General features: G+C 43.8%; 33 protein-coding genes and 1 pseudogene. 30 read left to right on the forward strand and 4 right to left on the reverse strand.

All coding sequences use genetic code 11. From position 1 onward, the window contains the following. Positions 1-55: 55 nt before the first annotated feature. Positions 56-969: pseudogene (gene ttcA / locus BN1209_RS00885) on the reverse strand (tRNA 2-thiocytidine(32) synthetase TtcA). Positions 970-985: 16 nt separating this feature from the next. Next, positions 986-1,753 (reverse strand): pteridine reductase, encoded by a 768-nt coding sequence (locus BN1209_RS00890; RefSeq protein WP_045750541.1) that lies wholly within the window; start codon positions 1,751-1,753, stop codon positions 986-988. Positions 1,754-1,783: 30 nt separating this feature from the next. On the opposite strand from BN1209_RS00890, the gene BN1209_RS00895 reads away from it, so the two are divergent. Both BN1209_RS00895 and trmB read left to right on the forward strand, forming a co-directional pair. Further along, complete coding sequence (locus BN1209_RS00895) at positions 1,784-2,956, forward strand: class I SAM-dependent methyltransferase (RefSeq protein ID WP_045750542.1); 1,173 nt, start codon at positions 1,784-1,786, stop codon at positions 2,954-2,956. A gap of 20 nt (positions 2,957-2,976) precedes the next feature. Next, the gene (trmB, locus tag BN1209_RS00900) at positions 2,977-3,687 is read left to right on the forward strand and encodes a tRNA (guanosine(46)-N7)-methyltransferase TrmB (protein WP_420885815.1); all 711 of its coding nucleotides are present in this window, start codon (positions 2,977-2,979) and stop codon (positions 3,685-3,687) included. Here trmB and yihA read toward each other — a convergent pair. Then, positions 3,646-4,284, reverse strand: coding sequence for a ribosome biogenesis GTP-binding protein YihA/YsxC (yihA, locus tag BN1209_RS00905; RefSeq protein WP_045750544.1), 639 nt, complete (start codon positions 4,282-4,284; stop codon positions 3,646-3,648). The two genes, trmB and yihA, sit on opposite strands and share 42 nt — an antisense overlap. 107 nt (positions 4,285-4,391) lie before the next feature. Between yihA and BN1209_RS00910 the strand changes: the two genes are divergently transcribed. The 28 genes from BN1209_RS00910 to tatC all read left to right on the forward strand — a co-directional run bounded on the left by BN1209_RS00910 (position 4,392) and on the right by tatC (position 25,197). Then, positions 4,392-5,003, forward strand: a complete 612-nt coding sequence (locus BN1209_RS00910; RefSeq protein WP_045750545.1) for a c-type cytochrome — start codon at positions 4,392-4,394, stop codon at positions 5,001-5,003. A gap of 138 nt (positions 5,004-5,141) precedes the next feature. Beyond that, entirely contained in the window at positions 5,142-7,094 is a 1,953-nt protein-coding gene (locus tag BN1209_RS00915; RefSeq protein ID WP_231855138.1) for a cytochrome c biogenesis protein ResB, read from the forward strand. A gap of 121 nt (positions 7,095-7,215) precedes the next feature. Then, positions 7,216-8,286, forward strand: a complete 1,071-nt coding sequence (gene ccsB / locus BN1209_RS00920) for a c-type cytochrome biogenesis protein CcsB (RefSeq protein WP_338140343.1) — start codon at positions 7,216-7,218, stop codon at positions 8,284-8,286. A gap of 315 nt (positions 8,287-8,601) precedes the next feature. Continuing rightward, entirely contained in the window at positions 8,602-9,255 is a 654-nt protein-coding gene (locus tag BN1209_RS00925) for a prepilin-type N-terminal cleavage/methylation domain-containing protein (protein ID WP_045751876.1), read from the forward strand. 106 nt (positions 9,256-9,361) lie between these two features. Further along, a complete protein-coding gene (locus BN1209_RS00930; protein ID WP_045751877.1) occupies positions 9,362-10,168 on the forward strand; it encodes an ABC transporter ATP-binding protein in 807 nt (268 codons plus the stop codon). Next, positions 10,161-10,952, forward strand: coding sequence for a lipid asymmetry maintenance ABC transporter permease subunit MlaE (gene mlaE, locus BN1209_RS00935; protein WP_171816524.1), 792 nt, complete (start codon positions 10,161-10,163; stop codon positions 10,950-10,952). The genes BN1209_RS00930 and mlaE overlap by 8 nt, the downstream gene beginning before the upstream one ends. Positions 10,953-10,988: 36 nt before the next feature. Further along, positions 10,989-11,477 carry an outer membrane lipid asymmetry maintenance protein MlaD gene (mlaD, locus tag BN1209_RS00940; protein WP_045750548.1) on the forward strand — a complete coding sequence of 163 codons (489 nt, stop codon included), beginning with the start codon at positions 10,989-10,991 and terminating at the stop codon, positions 11,475-11,477. A gap of 1 nt (position 11,478) precedes the next feature. Next, on the forward strand, positions 11,479-12,096 hold the full coding sequence (locus tag BN1209_RS00945; RefSeq protein ID WP_045750549.1) for an MlaC/ttg2D family ABC transporter substrate-binding protein: 618 nt from the start codon (positions 11,479-11,481) through the stop codon (positions 12,094-12,096). Positions 12,097-12,127: 31 nt separating this feature from the next. Continuing rightward, a complete protein-coding gene (locus BN1209_RS00950) occupies positions 12,128-12,415 on the forward strand; it encodes an STAS domain-containing protein (protein WP_045750550.1) in 288 nt (95 codons plus the stop codon). Positions 12,416-12,458: 43 nt separating this feature from the next. Beyond that, complete coding sequence (locus BN1209_RS00955; RefSeq protein ID WP_045750551.1) at positions 12,459-13,358, forward strand: ABC transporter ATP-binding protein; 900 nt, start codon at positions 12,459-12,461, stop codon at positions 13,356-13,358. Beyond that, positions 13,355-14,131 carry an ABC transporter permease gene (locus BN1209_RS00960; protein WP_045750552.1) on the forward strand — a complete coding sequence of 259 codons (777 nt, stop codon included), beginning with the start codon at positions 13,355-13,357 and terminating at the stop codon, positions 14,129-14,131. Before BN1209_RS00955 ends, BN1209_RS00960 begins: the two co-directional genes overlap by 4 nt. Position 14,132: 1 nt before the next feature. After that, positions 14,133-14,384 carry a BolA family protein gene (locus BN1209_RS00965; protein ID WP_045750553.1) on the forward strand — a complete coding sequence of 84 codons (252 nt, stop codon included), beginning with the start codon at positions 14,133-14,135 and terminating at the stop codon, positions 14,382-14,384. Between the two features lie 26 nt (positions 14,385-14,410). Next, the gene (grxD, locus tag BN1209_RS00970; RefSeq protein WP_045750554.1) at positions 14,411-14,728 is read left to right on the forward strand and encodes a Grx4 family monothiol glutaredoxin; all 318 of its coding nucleotides are present in this window, start codon (positions 14,411-14,413) and stop codon (positions 14,726-14,728) included. Then, positions 14,729-15,994, forward strand: coding sequence for a UDP-N-acetylglucosamine 1-carboxyvinyltransferase (gene murA / locus BN1209_RS00975; RefSeq protein WP_045750555.1), 1,266 nt, complete (start codon positions 14,729-14,731; stop codon positions 15,992-15,994). A 21-nt stretch (positions 15,995-16,015) separates the two neighbouring features. Continuing rightward, positions 16,016-16,654: an ATP phosphoribosyltransferase gene (hisG, locus tag BN1209_RS00980; RefSeq protein ID WP_045750556.1), complete on the forward strand. Its 639-nt coding sequence runs from the start codon at positions 16,016-16,018 to the stop codon at positions 16,652-16,654. Between the two features lie 50 nt (positions 16,655-16,704). Continuing rightward, on the forward strand, positions 16,705-18,003 hold the full coding sequence (gene hisD / locus BN1209_RS00985; RefSeq protein WP_045751878.1) for a histidinol dehydrogenase: 1,299 nt from the start codon (positions 16,705-16,707) through the stop codon (positions 18,001-18,003). Next, the gene (hisC, locus tag BN1209_RS00990; RefSeq protein ID WP_045750557.1) at positions 18,000-19,064 is read left to right on the forward strand and encodes a histidinol-phosphate transaminase; all 1,065 of its coding nucleotides are present in this window, start codon (positions 18,000-18,002) and stop codon (positions 19,062-19,064) included. The genes hisD and hisC overlap by 4 nt, the downstream gene beginning before the upstream one ends. Positions 19,065-19,203: 139 nt before the next feature. Next, positions 19,204-19,881 (forward strand): 3-hexulose-6-phosphate synthase, encoded by a 678-nt coding sequence (hxlA, locus tag BN1209_RS00995; protein ID WP_045750558.1) that lies wholly within the window; start codon positions 19,204-19,206, stop codon positions 19,879-19,881. 113 nt (positions 19,882-19,994) lie between these two features. Beyond that, positions 19,995-20,582: an imidazoleglycerol-phosphate dehydratase HisB gene (hisB, locus tag BN1209_RS01000; RefSeq protein ID WP_045750559.1), complete on the forward strand. Its 588-nt coding sequence runs from the start codon at positions 19,995-19,997 to the stop codon at positions 20,580-20,582. 75 nt (positions 20,583-20,657) lie between these two features. Next, positions 20,658-21,302, forward strand: coding sequence for an imidazole glycerol phosphate synthase subunit HisH (hisH, locus tag BN1209_RS01005; RefSeq protein ID WP_045751879.1), 645 nt, complete (start codon positions 20,658-20,660; stop codon positions 21,300-21,302). A gap of 41 nt (positions 21,303-21,343) precedes the next feature. Beyond that, on the forward strand, positions 21,344-22,084 hold the full coding sequence (gene hisA / locus BN1209_RS01010) for a 1-(5-phosphoribosyl)-5-[(5-phosphoribosylamino)methylideneamino]imidazole-4-carboxamide isomerase (RefSeq protein ID WP_045750560.1): 741 nt from the start codon (positions 21,344-21,346) through the stop codon (positions 22,082-22,084). Further along, entirely contained in the window at positions 22,084-22,857 is a 774-nt protein-coding gene (gene hisF / locus BN1209_RS01015; RefSeq protein WP_045750561.1) for an imidazole glycerol phosphate synthase subunit HisF, read from the forward strand. Before hisA ends, hisF begins: the two co-directional genes overlap by 1 nt. Next, positions 22,854-23,237 (forward strand): phosphoribosyl-AMP cyclohydrolase, encoded by a 384-nt coding sequence (gene hisI, locus BN1209_RS01020; protein WP_045750562.1) that lies wholly within the window; start codon positions 22,854-22,856, stop codon positions 23,235-23,237. Before hisF ends, hisI begins: the two co-directional genes overlap by 4 nt. Continuing rightward, positions 23,230-23,550 (forward strand): phosphoribosyl-ATP diphosphatase, encoded by a 321-nt coding sequence (locus BN1209_RS01025; RefSeq protein WP_045750563.1) that lies wholly within the window; start codon positions 23,230-23,232, stop codon positions 23,548-23,550. The genes hisI and BN1209_RS01025 overlap by 8 nt, the downstream gene beginning before the upstream one ends. Positions 23,551-23,573: 23 nt before the next feature. Continuing rightward, positions 23,574-23,912 (forward strand): histidine triad nucleotide-binding protein, encoded by a 339-nt coding sequence (locus BN1209_RS01030; RefSeq protein WP_045750564.1) that lies wholly within the window; start codon positions 23,574-23,576, stop codon positions 23,910-23,912. A gap of 14 nt (positions 23,913-23,926) precedes the next feature. Further along, positions 23,927-24,121 carry a Sec-independent protein translocase subunit TatA gene (locus tag BN1209_RS01035; RefSeq protein ID WP_045750565.1) on the forward strand — a complete coding sequence of 65 codons (195 nt, stop codon included), beginning with the start codon at positions 23,927-23,929 and terminating at the stop codon, positions 24,119-24,121. Between the two features lie 3 nt (positions 24,122-24,124). Beyond that, positions 24,125-24,463, forward strand: coding sequence for a Sec-independent protein translocase protein TatB (tatB, locus tag BN1209_RS01040; RefSeq protein WP_082048357.1), 339 nt, complete (start codon positions 24,125-24,127; stop codon positions 24,461-24,463). Continuing rightward, on the forward strand, positions 24,460-25,197 hold the full coding sequence (gene tatC, locus BN1209_RS01045; protein WP_045750566.1) for a twin-arginine translocase subunit TatC: 738 nt from the start codon (positions 24,460-24,462) through the stop codon (positions 25,195-25,197). Before tatB ends, tatC begins: the two co-directional genes overlap by 4 nt. A gap of 10 nt (positions 25,198-25,207) precedes the next feature. Here tatC and BN1209_RS01050 read toward each other — a convergent pair whose 3' ends face one another. Continuing rightward, positions 25,208-26,350 carry a trypsin-like peptidase domain-containing protein gene (locus BN1209_RS01050; RefSeq protein ID WP_045750567.1) on the reverse strand — a complete coding sequence of 381 codons (1,143 nt, stop codon included), beginning with the start codon at positions 26,348-26,350 and terminating at the stop codon, positions 25,208-25,210. Positions 26,351-26,363 lie beyond the last annotated feature (13 nt).

Below are 26,363 nucleotides of genomic sequence, written 5' to 3' on the forward strand. Positions count from 1 at the left end.
CGCAAGATCTTAAATAATTTTTTCAAGAATTGCTTAAACTATACTGTTTTTATTGCTAAAGATTGCGCACAAACTCAATACGCGTTCCTTCGCTTGTGCCCAAGCTTAATGCGCCATCTGGCTTGTTTTTCTCGGCAATATCACCAAACAACGGATCTTCATCTTCTGCTGATGCTTGGCTGAGATTTTTAAAGTCATATAAATTCGTATCTGCGAGATGTGAAGGTTCAACGTTGCCAATAGCTCGGAAAATATTATTCACGCGTCCAGGCTGTTCCAACTCCCAAGCGTGGAGCATGTCTTTTACTTTTTGTCGCTGTAAATTCTCTTGTGACCCGCAAAGGTCGCAAGGAATAATGGGGAAGCCCATTTGGCGAGCGTAAGTGGCAATGTCTTTTTCAGCACAATAAGCCAGTGGACGTATCACAATATTTTGCCTGTCATTGGTCGCTAATTTGGGGGGCATGGCTTTCATTTTTGCGCCAAAGAATAAATTTAAAAATAAAGTTTCAACGATGTCATCGCGATGATGGCCCAAGGCGATTTTATTGGCGCCTAACTCTTTAGCCGTGCGATAAATGACGCCACGACGTAAGCGAGAACATAAGGAGCAGGTGGTTTTTCCTTCTGGAATCTTTTCCTTTACGATGGAATAAGTGTCCGCTTCCACAATGCGATATTCAACACCAAGCTTTGCTAGGTATGCGGGCAATATATCCTCAGGAAAACCAGGTTGTTTTTGATCCAGATTCATTGCAATAATTTTGAAATCAATCGGCGCGCGCTCTTGCAGTGCTAATAAAATCATGAGCATTGCATGCGAATCTTTGCCCCCACTCATGCAAACCAAAACAGTATACCATCTTCGATCATGTTGTAATCGCCAATCGCCTTACCTGTTGCGCTTATTAGGCTATTGCGGAGTCTTATAAATGTATTAGAGGCGTTGTCTGGGAGATGTTTAATCATTTAATACTAACTAATTTTAGAGGTTAAGAGAGCGGCCGCCATCAACAGCAATAATTTGACCAGTGATGAAAGGCGCATCTTGAATAAGAAATTTTACCGCTTTTGCAATATCGTTTGGTTCCCCGATGCGTTTTAATAAGGTTTGAGAAATTACGCGCTGACGATAGAGCTCATCAAACTGAGGGTTGTCTTCAGGCCACATCACAGGTCCTGGGGCCACCGCGTTAACACGAACATCCGGTGAAAATTCATGCGCCAAAGATTTGGTCAGCGTTACAAGCCCTGCTTTGGCGACACTGTAAATGATGTAGCCTTTCTTGGGTCGTTCAACGTGCATATCCGTGATATTAATAATGCACCCATGCTGTTTACGAAGCTCATCCGCTGCCGCTTGCGCTAAAAATAAAGGTGCTTTTAAATTTGAGCCCATTAAATCCTGCCATTGTTCATCTTTGATATCACCAATTTCAGTTGGGTAGTAACTCGAGGCATTGTTGATCAGCACGTCTAATCGTCCAAAATGTTGAATGCTTTCTTGCACCAAACTTGGCAAAATGGACAAGTTGAGTAAATCCCCCTGAATAATGGCAACGGAGTTCGGACGCTGTAAATTTAGCTCGGCCTGAAGTGCGCGGGCCTCATTGACCGAGCTGCGGTAATGAATCATCAGGTTTGCGCCGTTTGCATGCAGCAGTCTGCAAATAGACGCACCAACGCGTTTAGCGCCACCAGTGATTAAAATAACTTTATTTTGTAAGCTGTCTTTCACGTTTTTTCCTGACATTTTATCTCTTGCAATTATAATCTAATCTTTATGCACACTTCATTCCCGCAACCAGATTCAGATGCAGTCGCACACAGTGTGGCATTGCTTGCGTCCATCCAATTGCTGATCGCAAGCAATGGAGGTTGGATTAACTTCGCCCAGTTAATGGACGCCGCCTTGTACACCCCTGGCCTTGGTTATTACAGTGGCGGTGCTAAAAAGTTCGGTTTAAGTGGCGATTTTGTTACAGCACCAGAAATTTCACCTTTATTTGCACAAGTGATTGCGAGGCAAGCACAGCAAGTCTTAAACGTGCTTCAACTACAAAACAAGCCAGGTGATATTTTAGAGCTGGGAGCAGGTACAGGCCGTTTGGCTAAAGATTTACTGCTTGAATTGGCCAAGCTCGAACAGTTGCCAACACGGTACATGATTTTAGAGGTGAGCGCTCATTTACGTGAAGTGCAGCAATCTACTTTAAAAGCTGCTTTGCCGGATGATTTAATGAAGCGCATAGTTTGGTTGGATGCATTGCCCGATCATTTTAATGGGCTGATGTTTGCTAATGAAGTCTTAGACGCGTTGCCTGTGCATATGATTAAAAAAACGCTTGAGGGCGTTTCTGAATTGGGAGTGGTTTCAGCCCATGAAGGGTTGGCTTGGCAAGAAAAGCCTGTGTCGCTACCCGTATTAAAAGATTTTGTCGAAACCCTTGATTTAATGGAGGGCTACACAACCGAAATTTGTCTGGCCGCAACCGGCCTAGTTTCTAGCCTGGCTAATAGCCTGCAAAGCGGCATGCTGCTGATGATTGATTATGGTTTTTCTCGTGCGGAATACTACCATCAGCAACGCAATCAAGGCACTTTAATGTGTCATTATCGCCACCGCGCTCATGGTGATCCTTTGGTTTATTTGGGATTGCAAGATATCACTGCACACGTTGATTTTACCAGGATTGCAGAAGCAGGCGTGGCCAATGGTTTGGAATTGATCGGCTTTTTAACACAGGCGCAGTTTCTAATTAATGCAGGCATTACCGAGTTACTTCAAAGCATTCCTGCAGAAGATTCAGCGAACTATTTACCATTAGTTGCTTCGGCTCAGAAGTTATTGTCACCGGCTGAAATGGGCGATTTATTTAAAGTTATTGGCTTTGAGAAAAATCTAGACATACCTTATATTGGATTTTCCAGCGGGGATAAATCGCATACCTTGTAGCTTCACGTATAATGCCGCCCATGAATAAAGACACCCCACACATTGAACTAGAAGAAGACCTCACACAGCGTCGTATTCGTAGTTTTGTATTGCGCCAAGGTCGCCTGACAAAAGGGCAAGAAAAGGCGCTTGCTGATCATTGGCCAACATTTGGCATTGATTACATCCCTGAAGCTTTAGACTTGTCCAAAACTTTTGGTCGGTCAGAAAGCTTGAAAGTTTTGGAGATTGGTTTTGGCATGGGTGAAACCACAGCGACGATTGCAGAAGGGATGCCAGAGAGAGATTTTTTAGGCGTTGAAGTGCATACGCCTGGCGTTGGCGGTTTGCTGAAATTAATCGGTGAGAAGTCGTTGAGTAATGTGCGCATCATTCAGCATGATGTTGTGGATGTGCTCAATCATATGATTGCTGACGCTAGCTTGGATGGCGTTCATATTTTCTTCCCTGACCCTTGGCATAAAAAACGTCACCACAAACGCCGCTTAATTCAAGCTGAGTTCGTGAAGCTATTATGTTCAAAATTGAAATCAGGGGGCTACTTGCATGTAGCGACTGATTGGCAAGAATATGCCGAATGGGTGTTAGATATCTTGAAAGTCGAGCCATTGCTGACTAACTCAGCAAATGATTACGCGCCTAAACCAGCTTATCGTCCGCTGACCAAATTTGAAAATCGTGGAATTAAGTTAGGCCACGGCGTCTGGGATTTGATTTTCATTAGACAATAAAGGGTCGTTTTTAAGCCAAGCACCAATGACGGTTTCAGCCTCTTCTACGCCTTGTTTTTTCAAGCTTGAGAAGAGTTGAATCGTACAATTTCCCCAAATGCTTTGTAATTCTTTTTTCACCGCTTGCAAGGTTTGGTTGGCAGCGTTGCGTGATAATTTATCTGATTTTGTAAGTAATACATGAATAGGTCTGCCACTTGGTGAGAACCAGTCCAACATTTGGCGGTCAAGTGGAGTGAGTGGATGACGGCAATCCATCACCAACACTAAGCCATATAATGTACTGCGTTGGCTGAGGTACTTTGATAGGGTCATTTGCCAATGTGCACGCATCGATGCCGGTACTTTTGCATAGCCGTAGCCTGGTAAATCGACTAAAAAGCGGTCGTTGCCTAAGCTGAAAAAGTTAATCAGTTGGGTCCGGCCAGGTTGTTTGCTGACGTATGCCAGACGATTGTGGTTAGCCAAGGTGTTGAGCGCACTTGATTTACCCGCATTCGAACGTCCAGCAAATGCAACTTCAATGCCAACTGGGTCAGGCAGATCGCGGAGGTGGTGAGCGGAAATGTAAAACGTAGCATTTTGGAACAACGGCATAAGATAACCCTTTCAAGGCCGAAAATGCTACCACGATTAGGCGATTTTCGATAAAATGTTTTAATTATTGTAAATGTATCAGTCACAAGGTTTAAGGGAAAATAAGCATGAAAATCGGTAACGTATTAGCAATTGTCCTAGTGTTTGTTGGTTTTATTACAACTGCGCAAGCAGCTGGCAATGCGGCTGCGGGTGAGAAAATTGTGACTGGCGTATGTGCTGCCTGCCATGGTGCTGATGGCAATAGCGTCATTACAAGCAATCCTAGACTTGCGCAGCAGCATCCTGAGTATATTGCGAAGCAATTAGCCAATTTTAAATCTGGCGAGCGTAAAAATGCTGTCATGTCAGGGATTGCTGCAGGTCTCTCGGCTGAAGATATGGCCAATGTAGCAGCATACTTTGGCGCGCAAAAAGGTAAAGTTGGTAGTGCAAAATCGAACGTCGCAGGCTCTCTAGGTGAAAAAATTTACCGTGGGGGGATTGCCAGTGTTGGTGTTCCAGCTTGTGCGTCATGTCACGGCGCTACAGGCGCTGGCATTCCTGTTCAGTTTCCAAGATTATCTGGTCAACATGCAGAGTACGTTGTGACTCAGCTGAAAGCTTTCTATGCAGGAGAGCGTGCAAATGATAACGCTAAGGTCATGCGAATGATTGCCTCAAAACTTTCCGACGCTGAAATGGCTGCAGTGGCAGATTACATTCAAGGTTTGCATTAATTTGAAACTATTTGGTTACTAAGTGTTACCAAGTAAATGAGGGTGGCGCTGCCACCCTTAATTTTTTGGTATGCAACTCTGCTCCTTCACGGGCAATTTCATCATAAGTTTCACTTCAATATTGGTTGAAAGTTTTTAATGACGAACTCTAAAAGACTCTATGAACTACTAAGCTCCATGCGCTTTGCGGTGAGCGTATTAACGGTCTTGGGAATTGCTTCGATCATTGGAACAGTGCTCAAACAAAATGAGCCCTATGCCAATTATGTCATTCAATTCGGACAATTTTGGTTTGATATGTTTGAAATGATGGGGCTCTATGATGTTTACCACAGTGCTTGGTTTTTAGTTATTTTGGTTTTTTTGGTGGCATCTACCAGTCTTTGTATTTATCGCAATACCCCCTTGATGCTCAAAGAACTGCGTGCTTATCGTGAGCATGTTACGGAGAAATCTCTCAGGGCTTTTAGTCACCAGCATGAATATACAAGCACTCAAAATTTTGATCAAACCAAGCAAGACTTAAGTCACTTTTTAAAGGCACGTGGTTTCCGATTTAGAACCGTTAAGCATAAGGATGGCAGTGAGCTAATCGCCGCTAAGGCGGGCAGTTACCAACGTCTTGGCTACATATTCACCCATGCCGCAATTGTCATTATTTGTGTTGGTGGCTTGATGGATGGCAATGTGCCTCTCAAAATTGAAGAGCTGTTTGGCAACAAAACAGTCGAATCTAGAGACATCCCAGCAAGTGAAGTCCCGAAGAAAAGTCGACTGTCTGTTAGTAATTTATCTTTTAGAGCGAACATGACACTCCCTGAAGGGGCAAGTGCTGATGTAGCATTTCAGCGTGTGCGAGATGGTTATATGGTGCAAGAGTTGCCATTTAGTATTGCACTCACAGACTTTAGAATTGAGCATTACCCCACAGGGCAGCCAAAGTCGTTTGAAAGTGATTTGGTGATTATTGATCCCGACTTAAAAGAGCCGCTTAAGCAGACGATTAGCGTGAATCATCCTTTGATTTATAAAGGGATCGCAATTTACCAGTCTGACTTTCAAGATGGCGGCACACACTTAAATTTTGATGTCTGGGGGATTCTAAGTTCTGCATCAAAATCTATTCCTTTGGCAGGAAATATTTTCGGAAAGACGATGTTTGGTGAAGGCGATGGTGCATTACAACTCGAGTTTATTGATTTTCGCAAATTCAATATCTTAAACTTAAGCCCTGATGGAAAAGGGAAGCCACACAATGTTGGTCCAAATGTGACTTTTAAGGTGCGTGATAGTGCTGGCCAAGCGAAAGAGTATGTGAACTATATGCAGCCATTGCAACTAGATGGTAAATACTATTTTGTTTCAGGAATGCGTTCAACGCCTCAAGAAGAGTTTAAATACCTTCGCGTTCCAGCCGACAGTAATTTTGAGATTCAGGGCTTTATGCGCACGCGTGCAGTCCTTTTTAATAAAGGACTTCATCAAGAAGTAGCACGTCGATTCGCACTAAAAGCGCTCAAGCCAACTGATGACTTGGTGGTTAAACAAAAATTTGAAGCAAGTGTTGTTCAGTTACTTGGTGCTTTTGCGGATGGTGGGTTTGCCGAAATTGCTAAACTAATCGATGCCTCTGTCCCTCAGGCGCAACGTGAGGCTGCAGCTCAAACTTATATAAAGATCATCACGGGCGCTGCTTTTGAAGCTTATCAAGTTGGTCAGGAGCGTGCTGGGATTAAAAATGCAAAAGTGGATGAAAGTACGCAGACATTCTTACAAGACTCACTTAATGCGATCAGTGATTTGTTCTTTTATGGTGAGCCAATTTACTTGCAGATGACTAAATTTGAACAGCGCGAAGCAAGCGGTTTGCAGTTAACCCGTTCGCCAGGTAAGAACTTAGTGTATTTGGGTTCTGTCTTACTCGTGTTGGGAATCTTTGCGATGATTTATATTCGCGAGAGACGGATTTGGTTGCTAATCAAGCCTGAAAAGAGCGTGTTATTTGCGATGTCAGCAAACCGGAAAAATCGCGATTTTGAGATTGAATTTAATCGCTACCAAGGTCAACTGTCAGCACTCTTACAACGTTAAATATCAAAAGTCATTTTAGGATAACGCCATGGCGACGAAGCAAAATACAAGCCCTACCAATATAAATAATGACCCTGTACCATTTTTTAGCCAGCTAGGCTGGAAGGATTGGCTTTATGCCATGGTGCTGATGGCGGCAACGATCTTTGCCTATACAAAATACAATGCCTACATGGACATTTACGAAACAACGTTCTTGTTTGGGGCGGGGGTTGTTTTTAGTGTGCTAGGTTGGTGTTGGAAGCCGATTCGTCTTCTGCTCGTAGGCATTGCTGCCCTTAGTTTGTTTTCTATCAATCTTTACCAAGGAGATCTTGAGCGGGCAAATCAAGTGTTCTTCTTAAAGTTCATGATAGGCAGTCAGACTGCTGTCATGTGGATGAATGTGTTGTTTGTATTGGCCATGCTCACTTATTGGTTTGCGCTATTTGCACGCTCTACATTTACTGGCAAGGTGGCAACTAGTCTCACATGGGCGGCAGTATTGATGGGTTTTGTAGGCTTAATGGTGCGCTGGTATGAGTCATATTTAATTGCACCCGATGTTGGCCATATCCCACTCAGTAACTTGTATGAAGTGTTCATTCTGTTTTGTCTCATCACCTCGTTGATGTATTTATATTACGAGCAACGCTACGCCACTAAACAGTTGGGTGGTTTTGTCATGTTGGTGGTGAGTGCAGCTGTTGGCTTTATCCTTTGGTACACATTTAGTCGTCACGCTAATGGTATTCAACCTTTGGTGCCTGCGCTCCAATCTTATTGGATGAAAATCCATGTGCCAGCGAATTTTGTTGGATACGGCGCCTTCTCCTTAGCTGCAATGGTCGCCATTGCATATTTGCTTGCTGAAAAAGGTGTGATGTCGTCTCGTTTACCAGGAACGGATGTGCTGGATGACTTGATGTACAAAGCGATTTCAGTAGGCTTTGCATTCTTTACCATCGCTACTATTTTGGGTGCAGTTTGGGCGGCAGAGGCCTGGGGTGGTTATTGGTCTTGGGATGCAAAAGAAACATGGGCGCTTATTGTTTGGCTTAACTATGCGGCATGGCTGCACTTACGTTTAGTGAAGGGTCTGCGTGGCCCGATGCTGGCTTGGTGGGCGCTTATTGGTTTGCTAGTTACAACCTTCGCATTCTTGGGGGTGAATATGTTTCTCTCAGGGCTGCACTCTTACGGTACGCTATAGTTTTATAAAGCTTTATAACTCCCTATAGGTCCTGCACTCGTCAGTATTTACTGATGATGCAGGATTTTTTGTTTACCCCTCTCTATTTTATTAAACCGCATTTTTATGGCTTAAATTCACACCTTTTAACCTGTCGTATATTGTTAAATATTTAACAATTAAAATGTTTATTTATCATTATGTTGCATTGGTTTATTCAGTAAACTATTATTTGAAAATATTGAATCTTAGGCCGTGCACAGATGGCTTCTAAGCAATTAAATCGTGGTTCTGATCAACACCATACCAATGTCTTGAAAGGCGGGAATGAATAAAATGAAAAAAAATGCTGGATTTACACTGATTGAATTAGCTATTGTGCTGGTGATTATTGGCTTGTTGCTGGGCGGGGTGCTGAAGGGGCAGGAGCTCATTAATAGCGCCAAAGTAAAAAATTTGGCTGCTGATTTTAGAAATGTGCCTGTATATATTTACGGCTATCAAGATAAGTTCAAGGCAATGCCTGGCGATGATAAGTCCGCAGTAACACATTTGGGCGCCTCTGCAACAAATTCGACAGGCTCCACCAGTGGAGATGGCGTGATTAATGGTGTATGGGATTCCAATACTGCAGCAGATGAGTCCATTTTATTTTGGCAGCATGTTCGATTGGCTGGTTTAGCACCAGGCCCAACTGTTATTCCAACTGGCACTGATATGTCTAGTTTTGTCCCATCAAATTCTAACGGAGGGCGTATCGGTGTTTCTGCAACTACTCCTATCACTGGAATGCCAGGCACATATTTTATGTGTTCGTCTGGTATAGATGCCAAATATGCTTTGCAAATTGACACGACTATTGATGATGGTAATACCTCAACGGGATCAATTCGCGCAGTTGCAACTTCAGCTGCGCCAGCAACTGCAATAGCCCCTGCAGTTATTACAACTACTACAACTGGCGCTTATACCGTTTGCCAATCATTCTAGAATATTAGAAGTAAACAAAAGCCCGCTTCGGCGGGCTTTTTCATTTCTATTATCAATCACACTCAATATGCATTAAAATAACGAAATACTTTTAATGCGCAATATTATGTCCGACAACATCGTCGAAATTGATAACTTATCGTTTGGCTACAAAGGCCGATTGCTGCACAAGGGCATCAATATGGTGTTTCCACGTGGCAAGGTGGTGGCCATTATGGGCGGTAGCGGAAGCGGCAAAACCACCTTACTTCGTTTGATTGGTGGTCAGCTCAAGCCTAACTTGGGCGAAGTACGTGTTGACGGCGATGTCGTGCACGAGCAAAGCCGTGATGGTTTGTATCAATTGCGCCGCAAAATGGGCATGTTATTTCAATTTGGTGCGCTTTTTACTGATTTGTCCGTCTTCGAAAATGTCGCGTTCCCGATTCGCGAACATACCAACTTGCCAGAGTCTATGGTGCGTGACTTTGTGATGCTTAAATTAAATGCGGTAGGCCTTCGAGGCGCACATAATTTAATGCCAACAGAGCTTTCTGGTGGAATGGCCCGCCGCGTTGCATTGGCGCGCGCTGTTGCGCTAGATCCCCAAATTATCATGTATGACGAGCCGTTTGCTGGTCTTGATCCTATTTCTATGGGTGTGGTGTGTAATTTGATTCGTAGTTTGAATGATGCGCTTGGCGCGACTTCAATTGTGGTGACGCACGATGTGCATGAAACCTTCACTTTTGTGGACTACATCTATTTTGTGTCTGGCGGTGTGGTAGTGGCTGAAGGCACCCCAGATGAACTGCGCAGTTCGTCAATGCCATTTGTACATCAATTTGTGCACGGCGAAGCGGATGGCCCAGTTCCTTTTCATTATCCTGCCCCAGACTACAGAAAAGAAATGTTAAGAGGCCATGATGCTTAAGGGGCTATCACGGGTGCTGGTTGGACTTGGTCATCGTGTAACAGCGGGTATTTGGCGCATTGGTGCTGCTACTCGCCTGTTCTTTTATATTTGGGTTTATCTTATTGAGAGCTTTAAGCGCCCAGGTTTAATTGTGCGTGAGATTTTCGCCACAGGCGTTCTTTCATTACTCATTATTTTGGTTTCCGCTTTTTTTGTAGGCATGGTGCTTGGTTTGCAGGGCTACAATACACTGCAGAAGTACGGTTCATCTGAAGCGATTGGTGTCTTGGTCGCTTTATCTTTGGTGCGTGAATTAGGTCCGGTAGTAACAGCACTGTTGTTTGCGGGTCGAGCTGGGACAGCGATTACCGCAGAAATTGGTCTAATGAAAGCAACCGAACAGTTGTCTGCCATGGAGATGATGGCCGTAAGCCCTGTAGCACGTGTGATTGCGCCAAGATTCTGGGCTGGTGTGATTTCAATGCCAATTTTGGCTGCATTGTTTTCGATGGTTGGTGTATTAGGTGGTTATTTTGTCGCAGTGCCCATTATTGGTGTTGATGATGGTGCTTTTTGGTCACAAATGCAGGCGAACGTAGACTTTAGAGATGACATTATGAATGGGGTGATTAAAAGTCTAGTGTTCGGTGTCGTATGTACCATGATTGCCTTATTCGAAGGCTACGATGCCCCACCAACAGCTGAGGGCGTGAGTCGTGCAACCACCAGAACAGTTGTGAATTCCTCTTTAGCTGTATTGGCGATAGACTTTATTTTGACCTCATTTATGATCAGTGTTTAATTTTTTGAATGGAAACAGTAGTAAATTGGAGATGGCATGGAACGCACAACAATAGATTTATGGGTGGGAGTGTTTGTCGCCTTAGGCTTAGCTGCCATATTTGGTCTAGCGCTCAAAGTCGGTAATCTGACATCAAGTAATGTTGGTGAAACTTATACGGTGACTGCAGCATTTGAAAATATTGGTGGTTTGAAACCACATGCGCCGGTGAAAAGCGCTGGTGTTGTTATCGGCCGCGTAGATGGCATTGTGTTTGATAGCAAAGACTATGAAGCCAAAGTGACCATTAAGTTAGATAAACGTTATCCATTCCCTGTGGATACGTTTGCGAACATATACACTGCCGGTTTGCTTGGTGAGCAGTATGTTGGTTTAGAAGCTGGTGGCGATGAAGTGGTCCTTAAAGATGGCGACAAAATCTCATATACGCAAGATGCAGTGGTTTTAGAAAAAATGATTAGTCAGTTCTTATATAACAAGGCTTCAGATAACAAATCTTCTGAAACAACAAAGGCGGCAGAATAATATGAAATATGTAATGACTATTTACGTTGGTTTGATAATGATTGCTTATTCAGCTATAGCCCAAGCCATTGTTCCAGCCGATGTTTTTGTAAAGTCAGTGGCAGATGAAGTATTAAGCATCGTCAAAAAAGATAAAGACATCCAGAACGGTGACCAAGCGAAGGTTTTTGCATTGGCTGAAGAGAAAATTGTACCTAACTTTAATTTTGACCATGTTTGTAAGCTGGTATTGGGTAAAAATTTCAGTAAAGCAACTAAAGAGCAACAAGAAGCATTTGAGCGTGAATTTCGTAGTTTATTAATTAGAACCTATGCCTCGGCATTGTCAAAATATCGAAATCAAACGATTGAATACAAACCGCTTCGCGAAGCCGCTGATGATAAGCAAGTTGTGATTAAAACACTTATTTTACAACCTGGCGGTCAACCACTTGGCGTGGACTACAGTGTTGAACAAGTTGGTGATGCATGGAAAGTTTATGACATTACCATTGAAGGTGTGAGCTTAGTGACGAACTATCGCGGCCAGTTCAGCAGTGAAATACGTCAGGGTGGTATGGATGGCCTGATTCAAAAGCTTGTCGACAAAAACAAAAGTAATGCCGCCGCAAAAAAATAATTCATTTTGATAAAATACACTGAGAAATTAATTGGCCCAAATCAATAAATCAGATAGCCGCTGGGATATCGATGGCGATATCACTATCGCTCAAACACAGGCGCTATTGGTTGAAGGTAATACGATGCCGATGTCGGGGTCTCTATTGATTGATTTTTCAAAGGTCAGTCACGTTGATACAGCAAGCATAAGCTTGATGTTTGAATGGCTTCGCCAGGCACAGGATAAAAAGTGCGACTTGCGATTTTCAAATTTCCCTAAAAATCTATTAAGTTTGCTAGCGCTTTATGGCGTCACTGATTTAATCCCCTCAAATTAGTAATTAAATTAAAAAATGGGCAATTTATCGGCCCTAGGAATCCATGACGCCCGCTATTAAAATCGAGCAAGTACACAAGCAGTTTGGTGCATTGCATGCACTAAGAGGTGTTGACTTGACCATTGAGCAGGGGGAGTTTTTTGCTTTACTAGGCCCTAATGGGGCAGGTAAATCAACGCTGATTAACTTGCTGGCTGGTTTGTTGCGTCCTTCCAGTGGCAATCTTTCAGTGATGGGGAATGACGTGATGGCGCAATATCGCCAAGCACGCCACGCGTTGGGAGTTGTGCCTCAAGAGTTGGTGTTTGACCCATTTTTTAATGTGCGTGAAATGTTGCGTTTTCAAGCCGGTTATTTCGGTAAAGGCCCTGAAAACGACCCATGGATAGACGAAGTGATTGAGTCTTTGGGGCTCACGGATAAAGTGAATACAAACATGCGCCGCTTATCTGGCGGCATGAAACGTCGTGCACTTATTGCGCAAGCTTTGGTGCATAAGCCGCCTGTGATTGTGCTGGATGAGCCAACTGCTGGCGTAGACGTTGAGTTGCGCTATATGTTATGGGAATTTATTAAGCGATTGAATCGCGAAGGTCATACCATTATTCTCACCACGCATTATTTGGAAGAAGCTGAAGCCTTATGTTCGCGTGTTGCTCTGCTAAAACAGGGCGAAGTGATTGCCCTCGATAGCACAAAAAACTTATTGGCGAGCATGCCAGGTAAAAAATTACGCCTCAAATTGGCGAGTGAATTGCCACCCTCTTTAATTGGCATGGTGCGTCATCAAGAAACGCAAGACTACACGCTATCACTCAATGCGATTAATCAAGTGGAATATGTTTTGGCTGAATTAAGAAGTGCCAATGTGGCGGTGGAAGATATGCAGTTGATTGAGCCAGATTTGGAAGACGTGTTTGTTGATTTAATGGGGCGGGCATGAGTTTAATTAGCCAGCGTTTTCGTGGTCCTTGGACATTATTCAAAAAAGAGATGCTTCGTTTTTGGCGCGTCAGTTTCCAAACGGTAGCAGCACCCGTCATGACGGCGCTCTTGTATTTGTTAATTTTTTCGCATGTGCTGGGTGAGCGTGTTGAGGTATACCCCGGCGTGGCTTATACCGCATTCTTGATTCCTGGCTTAATGATGATGTCTGTTTTGCAGAATGCCTTTGCAAATAGCTCATCAAGCCTTATTCAATCAAAAGTAATGGGGAGCATTATTTTTGTGCTACTGACACCATTAAGTTATTTGGAATTCTTTTTGGCGTTTTTAGCGGCGTCCATTATTAGAGGATTGGTCGTTGGTTTGAGTATTTATTTAGTGGCAATTTGCTTTATTGATTTGCCATTGGTGCACCCATGGTTTATTTTGGCGTTCGCGTTATTTGGTAGCGGTATGTTAGGGGCATTTGGGATTATTGCAGGCTTATGGGCTGAAAAATTCGATCAAATGGCCGCTTTCCAAAACTTTGTCATCATGCCACTGTCATTCTTGTCAGGCGTGTTTTATTCGATTCATTCGCTGCCGCCATTTTGGCAACAAGTTTCGCATTTAAACCCATTTTTTTACATGATTGATGGTTTTAGATATGGCTTCTTTGGGCAAGGCGACATCTCAGCTTGGTTTAGTTTGAGTGTTGTTGTGGGGAGCTTTGTTGTCCTATCATTGGTGACAATTGGCATGTTAAAAGCTGGATATAAATTACGGGGTTAAGATGTTAAGTGCGGATGAGTTAAAAACCTATATTACGAATGGCCTTATATGCGAGCATGTCGCAGTGCTTGGGGATGATGGGCAGCATTTTGAAGCCATTATTGTGAGTGCGGCTTTTGTAGGTAAGAATATGGTGCAACAGCATCAATTAGTTTATCAAGCGCTGGGCGATAGAATGCGCTCAGAAATACATGCGCTTTCAATGCGCACTTTTACACCCGATGCCTGGCAGGCTAATGGTAAGCGGGCTTAAAAAAGAATTTTTATTAGGAGTTAAGTATGGATGTTCAAGCAGCAATTAAGAGTCAAGTAACTAGCAACCCTGTTGTGCTTTACATGAAGGGCAGTCCTAAATTTCCACAATGTGGTTTTTCTGGTTTAGCGATTCAAATTTTACAAGCATGTGGTGTGCAGAATTTAGTGGCGGTGGACGTGTTAGCTGATCCAGCAATTCGTGATGGGATTAAGGTTTACGCAAACTGGCCAACGATTCCTCAACTTTATATCAATGGTGAGTTCGTTGGTGGTTCAGACATTATGCGCAGTATGTATGAACAAGGTGAATTACAAAAACTATTAGCGGAAGTGGCTGCTTAATTGGACAAACTCCTTATTCAGGGTGGTGCTCGTCTTAATGGTGAAGTCACCGTTTCAGGCGCTAAAAATGCAGCATTGCCAATCTTGTGTGCGGCATTATTAGCGGAAGATACGTTGAAGTTGTCTAGCGTTCCTAAGCTCAAAGATGTAGGCACCACAATTCATTTGCTTGAGCATATGGGCGTTAAGGTGAACCGCCAAGCGGACAAAGTAGATTTGGACGCGCGTCATATTCAAAGCCTTGAAGCCCCCTATGAAATGGTGAAAACCATGCGAGCTTCTATCTTGGTGTTAGGCCCATTGTTGGCTCGCTTTGGTAAGGCGCGTGTTTCATTGCCAGGTGGCTGTGCAATTGGCTCTCGTCCGGTGGATTTGCATATCAAAGGCTTACAAGCCATGGGCGCTAAAATCCATATCGAGCATGGTTACATCGAAGCAACAACAGAGCATTTGCCAAATAAACGCCTGCAAGGTGCACGTTATTACATGGATTTGGTCACAGTCACTGGGACTGAAAATTTGATGATGGCTGCTGCACTCGCTAACGGCACCACGGTTTTAGAAAATGCGGCTAAAGAGCCTGAAGTTGTTGATATGGCAGAGTGCTTGATTAAAATGGGCGCTAAAATTAAAGGTGCTGGTACCGATGTGATTACGATTGAAGGTGTTGAAAAATTGCATGGTGCGACTCATCAGGTAGTGTGTGATCGTATCGAAGCGGGCACTTACATGGTCGCAGCAGCAATGACAGGCGGAGAAGTGAAGCTTCTTAATGTCAAAGAAAACTTACTGGATGCGGTGATTGAGAAGCTGCGTGAAGCTGGTGCTGAAGTGATTTGTGACCAGAATACCATTACCGTTAAAAGTGATGGCAAGCTTAAAGCTGTGAATATTCGTACCGCACCGCATCCTGCTTTTCCAACGGATATGCAAGCCCAGTTTATGGCGCTTAACACGGTGGCTGAAGGCGTTTCAAAAGTCACAGAAACGATTTTTGAAAACCGCTTTATGCATGTTCAAGAAATGCAGCGCTTAGGTGCAAATATTGATATTGATGGCAATACGGCTTTAGTAAAAGGCGTTGCCCAGTTAGAAGGTGCGACCGTCATGGCGACAGATTTACGTGCCTCAGCAAGTTTGGTGTTGGCTGGCCTAGTTGCCCAGGGGCAAACCGTGATTGAACGTATTTATCATTTAGATCGTGGATACGAAAATCTTGAAGAGAAATTTAATGCGCTTGGTGCAAATGTGAAGCGCGTTTCTTAAATAACGAAAACTAATGACAACATGATTACCATTGCACTTTCAAAAGGCAGAATCTTCCAAGAAACCACACCATTATTGGCGGCGGCAGGTATCCATGCGCTTGAAGATCCTGAAGCCTCACGTAAGTTGATTTTGCCAACGAATCGCGATGATGTGCGTTTGATTATTGTGCGTGCTTCCGATGTGCCAACCTATGTGCAATATGGCGCTGCCGATTTGGGCATTGCAGGTAAAGACGTCCTAGATGAGCATGGCGGAGAAGGTCTTTATCAGCCGATTGACTTGCAAATCGCAAAATGCAAAATGATGGTCGCGGTGCGTGAAGATTTTGATTATTTTGCTTCTATTCGAAGCGGTGCGCGTCTTAAAGTCGTCACTAAATATGTTAAAACGGCGCGTGAACATTTTGCTGCTAAAGGCATGCACGTAGATTTAATTAAGCTTTACGGTTCAATGGAGCTTGGCCCTTTAGTGGGCTTGGCTGATGTGATTGTGGATTTGGTCAGCACAGGGAGCACCCTGCGTGCGAACAATCTCAAAGCGGTTGAAGAGGTGGGGGAGGTCAGTTCACGCTTGGTGGTTAATCAAGCTTCCTTCAAGCTCAATCGCGCTAAATTACAGCCTATGATGGATGCTTTTATCGGCGCTATCGGTAAGTAATTATTTAAAATAGATATTAGAAACAGGTTCAATTGACTATGAGTGCAGAAATTAAACTTAGACGTTTTTCCAGTACAGATGCTGATTTTGATAGCAAATTAAAAGCATTGCTCGCATTTGAAACTGCACAAGACGACAGTGTTGATGAGGTGGTTGCGAATATTCTCAAAGACGTGAAAAAGCGTGGCGATGCTGCGGTCTTGGAGTACACCAACCGCTTTGATAAAACCAATGCGACTTCTTTGACGCAATTGGAAATTCCTCAAGCTGAGCTTTTAGCTGCATTAAATGGCTTACCAGCCGAACAGCGTGATGCTTTAAAAGCTGCGGCTGATCGTGTTCGTTCTTACCATGAAAAGCAATTGATGGCTTCGTGGCAATACACTGAAGCGGATGGCACAATTTTAGGTCAGCAAGTCACTGCTTTAGACCGTGTAGGCCTTTACGTGCCGGGAGGCAAAGCTGCTTATCCATCTTCCGTCTTGATGAATGCGATTCCAGCTAAAGTGGCGGGTGTTGAAGAGTTGATTATGGTAGTGCCAACGCCTCATGGCGAGAAAAACCAATTGGTCTTAGCTGCTGCAGCGATTGCTGGTGTTGACCGTGTGTTCTGTATTGGCGGTGCGCAAGGCGTTGGCGCGATGGCTTACGGAACTGAAACGGTGCCACAAGTCGATAAAATCGTAGGCCCAGGCAATGCTTATGTGGCTGCTGCAAAGCGCCGTGTATTTGGTTTTGTTGGTATTGATATGGTCGCTGGACCTTCCGAGATTTTAGTGATTTGTGATGGCAAAACCAATCCTGATTGGGTAGCGATGGATTTGTTCAGCCAGGCGGAGCATGATGAGTTGGCACAAGCTATCTTGCTCAGTCCAGATGCTGCTTTCTTGGATCAAGTGTATGCCAGCATTCAAACGCTAGTGAAAACCATGCCACGTCAAGACATCATCTCTACTTCATTGACAGATCGTGGCGCTTTAATTCAAGTGCGCGATTTGGATGAGGCCGCTGAAATCAGTAACTACATTGCGCCTGAGCATTTAGAGCTGTCGCTTGAAGACCCGCTCGCATTCAGCAAAAAAATCAAACATGCGGGTGCTATTTTTATGGGTCGTGATACTTGCGAGGCACTTGGCGATTATTGCGCAGGCCCGAATCATGTGCTGCCAACTTCACGGACTGCACGTTTTTCATCGCCATTAGGTGTTTATGACTTCCAAAAACGCTCAAGCCTAATCTTTGTTTCGTCAGCGGGCGCACAAACATTGGGTAAAGTTGCCGCGACTTTGGCTTATGGCGAAGGGCTGCAAGCGCACGCCCAATCTGCGGAATATAGACTAAAAAAATGAGCCAATACTGGAGCAAGCTTGTTCACTCGCTGACACCCTACGTGCCAGGCGAACAGCCTAAAATCAACAATCTCATTAAGTTAAATACTAATGAGAACCCTTATGGGCCAAGTCCAAAGGTGATTGCTGCTTTGCAGAAAGAAGCTGCTGATACCTTGCGTCTTTATCCAGATCCAAATTCTGATGCGCTTAAACAAGCGGTTGCTAAATATCATGGATTAAATAGCAATCAAGTGTTTGTTGGAAATGGCTCTGATGAAGTGTTGGCACATGTTTTTAACGCATTGCTTAAGCATGATAAGCCTGTTTTATTTCCGGATATTACTTACAGTTTTTATCCTGTTTACTGCGGACTGTACGAAATTGAATTTGAAACAGTGCCGCTAAACGACACATTCGAAATCAAAGTCGACGATTACTCTAAGGCAAATGGTGGAATTATTTTCCCAAACCCTAATGCGCCTACTGGGCGTTTAGTTGCCCTTGCAGACATTGAGCGGTTGTTGAAACACAACACAGATTCTGTCGTGGTGATCGATGAAGCTTATGTGGATTTTGGTGGTGAATCAGCAGTTAGGCTGGTGAACCAATACCCACAATTATTAGTAACTCACACCCTATCAAAGGGTCGTTCGCTTGCTGGGTTGCGGGTTGGTTATGCCGTCGGCCATCCAGACCTCATTGATGCGCTTCACCGAGTTAAAGACAGTTTTAACTCCTATCCGCTTGATCGTTTTGCCCAAGCTGGGGCAATTGCGGCAATGGAAGACCAGGCCTATTTTGAAAATTGTTGTCAGCGCGTGATTGAAACTCGCAGGGTAGTTGTAGAAGCGATGCAGCGCCTAGGTTTTGAAGTCCTGCCTTCAGGGGCCAATTTCATTTTTGCGCGACACCCAAATCATGATGCAGCCCATTTATCTGGATTGTTAAGGGAACAAAAAATCATTGTTCGTCATTTCAAAAAGCCAGCACGAATTAATCAGTTTTTGCGCATCACTATTGGTACAGATCTTGAGTGTCAAGCGCTGACATCTGCCTTAGAAAGCATGATTAAATCGTAAACAGTTTTGACCAAATAGAGAAATCGTTATATAAAGTCATTTTTGGTAAATCAGTATCTATTTACCATTAAGTTCATAAAAAAATGTATCATTACGCGGTAGTTAAATCGTAAACGTGTAATTAAGCGGAGGAAGTAACATGGCATTAACACAAATGGCTTTAGACTCATTGGATTTTGACGCAACAGTAGCATTGGCTACAAAAGTTGCTCCACATGTTGATATTCTTGAAATTGGCACACCATGCATTAAGCATAACGGTATCAAATTGCTTGAAACACTTCGTGCTAAATTCCCAAACAACAAAATCTTAGTTGACTTAAAAACAGCGGATGCTGGTTTTTACGAAGCTGAGCCGTTTTACAAAGCTGGTGCAGACATCTGTACAGTTTTGGGCACTTCAGATATTGGCACTGTAAAAGGTGTAATCGATGTAGCTAACAAGTACGGCAAAAAAGCACAAGTTGACTTGATCAACGTTGCTGACAAAAAGGCATTAACAGAACAAGTTGCTAAACTTGGTGCGCATATTATTGGTGTGCATACTGGTTTAGATCAACAAGCTGCAGGTCAAACACCATTTGCAGATTTGGCATTAGTGGCTGGTTTGAAATTAGGCGTTGAGATCTCTGTTGCTGGTGGCGTTAAAGCTTCTACAGCTGCTCAAGTACGTGATGCTGGCGCAACAATCATTGTTGCTGGTGCTGCAATTTACGGTGCTGCTGATCCTGCTGCTTCTGCTGCAGAAATCACAGCAATTGCACACGGTGGCAAATCAGGTGGTTTGTTCGGTTGGTTGAAAGGTTTATTTAGCTAATATTAAGTTGGCTAAATAAAAAAGGTATTAAACGACCATACTAGACCGCTGCAAAACAAATAATGATGTTTTGCGGCGGTTTTTTTTTAAATTAAGAAAGAAAACATACTCTCATGCGTAAAGCTGAAGTAAGCCGTAATACTCTAGAAACCCAAATTGTTGTTTCAATTAATCTTGATGGCACTGGGGCCTCTCAATTGGCGAGTGGGCTAGGTTTTCTTGATCACATGATTGACCAGATTGCCAGACACGGCATGATGGATATCAAAGTTGAAGCGAAAGGTGATTTGCATATTGATGCGCATCACACTGTAGAAGATGTTGGCATTACCCTTGGCCAAGCCTTTGCAAAAGCAATTGGCGATAAAAAAGGTGTGCGACGCTACGGCCATTCATATGTGCCTCTTGACGAAGCGCTGTCCCGGGTTGTTCTTGATTTGTCAGGTCGTCCTGGTTTGGAATTTGGTGTTGAATTTAAACGGGCACGCATCGGTGATTTTGATGTGGATCTTATCCACGAATTTTTCCAAGGTTTTGTTAACCATGCTTTAGTGACTTTGCATATTGACAACTTGCGTGGTGATAATGCACATCATCAATCAGAAACAATCTTTAAGGCATTTGGCCGTGCGCTTCGTATGGCTGCCGAACTAGATCCTCGTATGGCAGGCATCATGCCTTCTACCAAGGGAAGTTTATAAGTCTGAGTGTTAATTACTCAACACTTTGGTCATCCAAACTTAAATAGTGGATGACGAAATTTTCAGAAAAGTATGATGATTGATATCGCAGTAGTAGATTATGGCATGGGCAATTTACGCTCAGTTTCAAAAGCTTTGGAGCATGTTGCACCCAATAAAAACGTTGCGGTGACAAGTAGCGCTAAGGAAATTTTGGATGCAGAGCGCGTTGTGTTTCCTGGGCAAGGTGCCATGCCTGATTGTATGCGCGAACTTGAGTCTAGAGGTTTGCGTGATGCGATTGTGCAATCAGCAGCTAGCAAACCATTCCTCGGTATTTGTATAGGCTTACAGCTTTTGTTTCAGCACTCTGAAGAAGGCGATGCAAATGGCTTAGGGATTTTAGCTGGTAAGGTAAAACGCTTTGCTAGCGATGCTATGTATGATGCAGAAGGCAGTAAACTCAAAGTTCCGCACATGGGATGGAATCAGGTTTATCAAAAGCAAGATCACCCGATGTGGAAAGATATTCCGGATGGTGAGCGTTTTTATTACGTGCATAGTTATTATGTCCAGCCAGATGATGAAAGTTTAGTGGCGGGCGTGACTGAGTATCCTAAAGCATTCACAGGCGCTATCGCTCACAACAATATTTTTGCAGTGCAATTTCACCCAGAGAAAAGTCAGCACGCTGGATTACAGTTGTTATCCAACTTTGTTCAGTGGAACGGCAAGTCTTAATCCCTTTATTCACTTTTATTTGTAAAAACAGCCTTTATATTATGTTAATTATTCCTGCTATCGATTTAAAAGACGGTCACTGTGTTCGTTTGAAACAAGGTTTGATGGAAGACGCGACGGTGTTTTCTGAAGATCCTGGTGCAATGGCCCGTCATTGGGTAGATCAAGGCGGTAAGCGCCTGCATCTTGTTGATTTGAATGGCGCGTTTGCTGGTAAGCCAGTAAATGAAGGTGCCATTAAAGCCATTGTTGAAGCTTGTCGTGGTGAAATTCCAATTCAATTGGGCGGTGGTATTCGTGATTTGGAAACCATCGAGCGTTATCTCGATAATGGGATTGATTATGTGATTATTGGCACGGCCGCTGTTAAAAATCCAGGTTTCTTACATGAGGCATGCTACGCATTCCCCGGTCAAATCATGGTGGGTTTAGATGCAAAAGATGGCAAAGTGGCTGTAGATGGCTGGTCTAAATTAACTGGTCATGACGTGATTGATCTAGCTAAGAAGTTTGAAGACTACGGTGTTGAAGCGATTGTTTATACCGATATCGGTCGTGACGGGATGCTAAGTGGTGTCAACATCGAGGCAACAGTTGCCTTGGCACAAGCGCTCAATATTCCAGTGATTGCGAGCGGTGGCATTACCGATTTAGATGATGTGCGTAAGCTTTGTGCGGTTGAAAGTGAAGGTATTATGGGTGCGATTACAGGCCGTGCAATCTATGAAGGCACGTTGAATTTTGAAGCGGCACAAGCACTTGCCAATGAGTTGAACGGTTAATGCTAGCAAAACGCATCATTCCATGTCTTGACGTGACTGATGGTCGCGTCGTGAAGGGTGTCAATTTTCTTGAACTGCGTGATGCAGGTGATCCAGTAGAAATCGCGCGCCGTTATGATGAGCAGGGCGCAGACGAGTTAACTTTCCTTGATATCACTGCCAGCTCAGATAATCGCGGATTGATTCTGCACATTATTGAAGAAGTGGCTTCACAAGTATTTATCCCATTAACGGTAGGTGGCGGTGTTCGTGAGGTTGAAGATGTCCGTCGCTTGCTGAATGCGGGTGCTGATAAAGTGAGCATTAATACCTCCGCTGTTGTAAATCCGCAGTTGGTTGCAGATGCTGCCGATCGTTATGGGTCACAATGTATCGTGGTGGCTATTGATGCTAAACAGGTTGGCGTCGATGCTTTAGGGCAGCCGAGATGGGAAGTTTTTACCCATGGCGGACGTAAAGAAACAGGCCTGGATGCCGTTGAGTGGGCGCGAAAAATGGTGAGTCTCGGAGCAGGTGAATTGCTCGTAACGAGTATGGATAGAGACGGCACCAAAATAGGATTTAATCTTGGTTTGAATAAAGCCATTAGCGACGCAGTCGATGTGCCTATTATTGCTTCTGGTGGGGTTGGTAATTTGCAGCATTTAGTGGATGGTGTGAAATTAGGCGGCGCCGATGCTGTGCTTGCGGCGAGTATTTTTCACTATGGAGAATACACTGTGCGTGAAGCTAAGGAATACATGCGTGCCCACGGTATAGAGGTACGGCTGTGAGCTGGTTGGATAAAATAAGTTGGACTGACGGACTGGTGCCAGTCATCGCCCAAGAGCTGGGTACCAATCAAGTATTGATGTTTGCTTTCATGAACCGAGAAGCTTTACAGTTGACGATGGAAACAGGGCATGCCGTGTATTGGTCACGTTCGCGTGGCAAGCTTTGGCACAAGGGCGAAGAGTCTGGTCATGTGCAAAAAGTGCATGCGTTACGTTTGGATTGTGATGCCGATGTTATTTTGATGACTGTTGAACAGGTTGGTGGCATTGCTTGTCATACTGGGAGACATGACTGTTTTTTCCAAAAACTAGAAAATGGTGAATGGACGACAGACAAACCTGTGATTAAAAATCCAGAGGAAATTTATAAACATGAATGACATTATTCAGCGCTTAACAGAGGCTTTAGAAGCGCGAAAAGGCGCTGATCCGCAAACATCTTATGTGGCAAAACTGTATAGCAAAGGGATGAATAGCATCCTTAAAAAAGTCGGTGAAGAAGCTGCTGAAACTATTATTGCTGCAAAAGATGGCAGTAAAGAAGACTTAATTTATGAGACAGCTGATTTGTGGTTTCATACCATGGTGATGTTGGCGCAAGCTGGGCTCAATGCGCAGGATATTTTAGATGAATTGGCACGTCGTGAGGGTTTGTCTGGCATCGCTGAAAAAGCCTCACGTCCTAAAGATTAGAACCAGCGAGATTAGAGATCAACATGAGCGCAGATTGTATTTTTTGCAAAATTACGAGAGGTGAAATTCCTTCAAAAAAGATTTTTGAAGATGAGGACGTGATCGTTTTTCATGACATTCATCCAATTGCGCCAGTTCATTTTTTGATTGTACCTAAACTACATATTGATAGCCTTGCCTCTACAGATCAATCTCATCAGGCTTTGTTAGGTAAAATGCTTTTGCTAGCGCCAAAACTGGCTGCAGATCAAGGCTTAAAAGGTTTTCGAACCATGATTAATACAGGCCGTGAAGGTGGACAAGAAGTGTTTCATATTCATGTTCATGTATTTGGTGGTGGAACAACTTTACCCAAGACTTAATTAGGAGTTATCTCATGTTTAAAGAATTAATCGTTATCTTGGTGATTGCACTTGTTGTTTTTGGCACTAAAAGACTTCGTAATATGGGCGGGGACTTGGGTGGCGCTATCAAGAACTTTAAAGACGCGATGAAGGGCGATACGACGCCTGAAGAAGGTCGCAAAGTGGAAACAATTGATGCTGAAGTGATTGATAAATCGAAGCACTGATTTATGTTTGATGTCGGGTTTTCAGAGCTGGTGCTCATTGCTGTTGTTGCCATGATTGTCATCGGCCCGGAGAGGCTCCCTAAAGTAGCGCGAACAGCTGGCGCATTGCTTGGACGCATGCAACGTTATGTGGCCAACGTCAAATCTGAAGTTGAGCGTGAAATGCAATTTGAAGATCTCAAAAAATTGCAGCAAGAAATTCAGGCGCAATCTAGAGAACTCGAGAATAGTATTCTGGCGCCAACTGCCTCAGATGCATCTCCAGCTCAAAGCGAGCTTCCATTACAAGACCAAAAAGCAGCAATCACCCCCCAATCTATTATCCCCCCCAAAATCGAATGAGTATGACGGAGACATTCATTTCTCATTTACTTGAGCTACGTAATCGCTTACTGAAGATCGTGTTGGGGTTGGTGGTTTGCGTGATTGCTTTTCTGCCATTTTCAAATCTGCTTTATACGTGGTTGGCACAACCATTATTAAGTCACATGCCTGTTGGTACCCATATGATTGCAACGGCGGTGACTACTCCATTTTTAGTGCCGATGAAGGTGGCGACACTTGTTGCGATAGTAGTTTCATTGCCATACACCCTTTATCAAGCTTGGGCATTTGTTGCGCCGGGTCTTTATGCTCACGAACGTCGCTTTATTGGCCCTTTAATTGTGGTCAGTACGTTGTTATTTTTAGCTGGGATGGCTTTTGCTTATTTTGCGGTATTTCCGGTTTTATTTGGATTCATTACGGCATCAGCTCCAAAGGGTGTAGCGGTCATGACGGATATTGGTAATTACCTAGATTTTGTAACCACCATGTTTGTTTCATTTGGCCTCGCTTTTGAAGTGCCGATTGCTGTGGTGGTGCTAGTAAAGTTTAATCTCGTTAAGATTGAAATGCTAAAAGAGGCACGATCTTACGTGATTGTCGGCGCATTTATTGTCGGTGCCATCCTCACTCCTCCCGATGTTATTTCACAAATTATGCTAGCGATTCCACTCTGGCTTTTGTATGAAGCTGGTGTTTTTGTTGCCAAATTTATCCAGCCAAGAGGAGATGGTAATCAATTGGATGGTTGAGGCTGTCCCATTAATTTATCATCAGCTTAGGTCTTCGACCGATCATCACTGTAATAAGCATTTCTTTCTGATTGCGAGCGACCTTTAATGTGGCTGCTTTATTAGGCTCTAATTCTGAAATAATCCCCAGCATGCTGGTGCCATCCGCAACCCTAAGGCCGTTAATTTCAAGAAGTACATCCCCAGCCTTAATACCGGCTTGCTCGGCAGGACCCCCTTTAATCACCCCTGCAATCAATGCGCCATTGGTGCTTTTAAGCTTAAAAGAGTCAGCAAGGGCCAAGGTTAAGTCTTGCGCCTCGATCCCAATCCAGCCGCGCGTTACGCTTCCTTGACGAATGATTTGCTCCATGACCTGTTTCGCAATACTTACTGGAATTGCGAATCCAATTCCCATGGATCCCCCATTTCGAGAATAAATAGCACTATTGACCCCCACTAAGTTGCCTTCTGTATCAATCAGTGCGCCACCAGAGTTACCTGGATTAATGGATGCATCAGTTTGAATAAAGCTTTCAAAGGTGCTGATGCCTAAATGGTTGCGCCCAAGCGCGCTAATAATGCCCTGAGTAACAGTTTGACCAACCCCAAATGGGTTACCAATAGCAAGGACGACATCTCCCACTTTATTTTTTTTAGGGTCAGCAAAAGTAATGGCAGGAAGATGGTTGACGTCAATTTTGAGCACTGCTAAATCAGTCTCTGGGTCCACGCCAACAACATGCGCTCTTACCGAGCGACCATCTTCTAATGCGACTTCAATTTCATCTGCCGCTTCAATAACATGATGGTTGGTCAGAATGAGGCCGTTCTCATTGACGATTACGCCAGAGCCCAGACTAGTGTCATGTTGAGGAGTTTCATCCATTTGATCACCAAAGAAATGTTTGAATACTGGGTCATCCAAAAATTGTTGATGAGGATTAATCTCATTTTTTTTGCTGGTGAAAATATTAACCACAGAGGGCATCGCTTTTTTAGCTGCGACACTGAAAGAGCCGGTATTAGCCGCCGACTCGAAATTTTTAGAAATGTGACTTTCAACAGACTCATAGCTTGAGGGCAGTATTGTTGGATAAAAAATTTGTATCACGAACACAACAGCAAGGGTTGCGGTGACGGTTTGTGCGAAAATGAGCCAAAGCTTCTTCATTCAATATACCCGT

This window comes from Candidatus Methylopumilus turicensis (genome assembly GCF_000953015.1).
GTDB classification, from domain to species: Bacteria; Pseudomonadota; Gammaproteobacteria; order Burkholderiales; family Methylophilaceae; genus Methylopumilus_A; species Methylopumilus_A turicensis.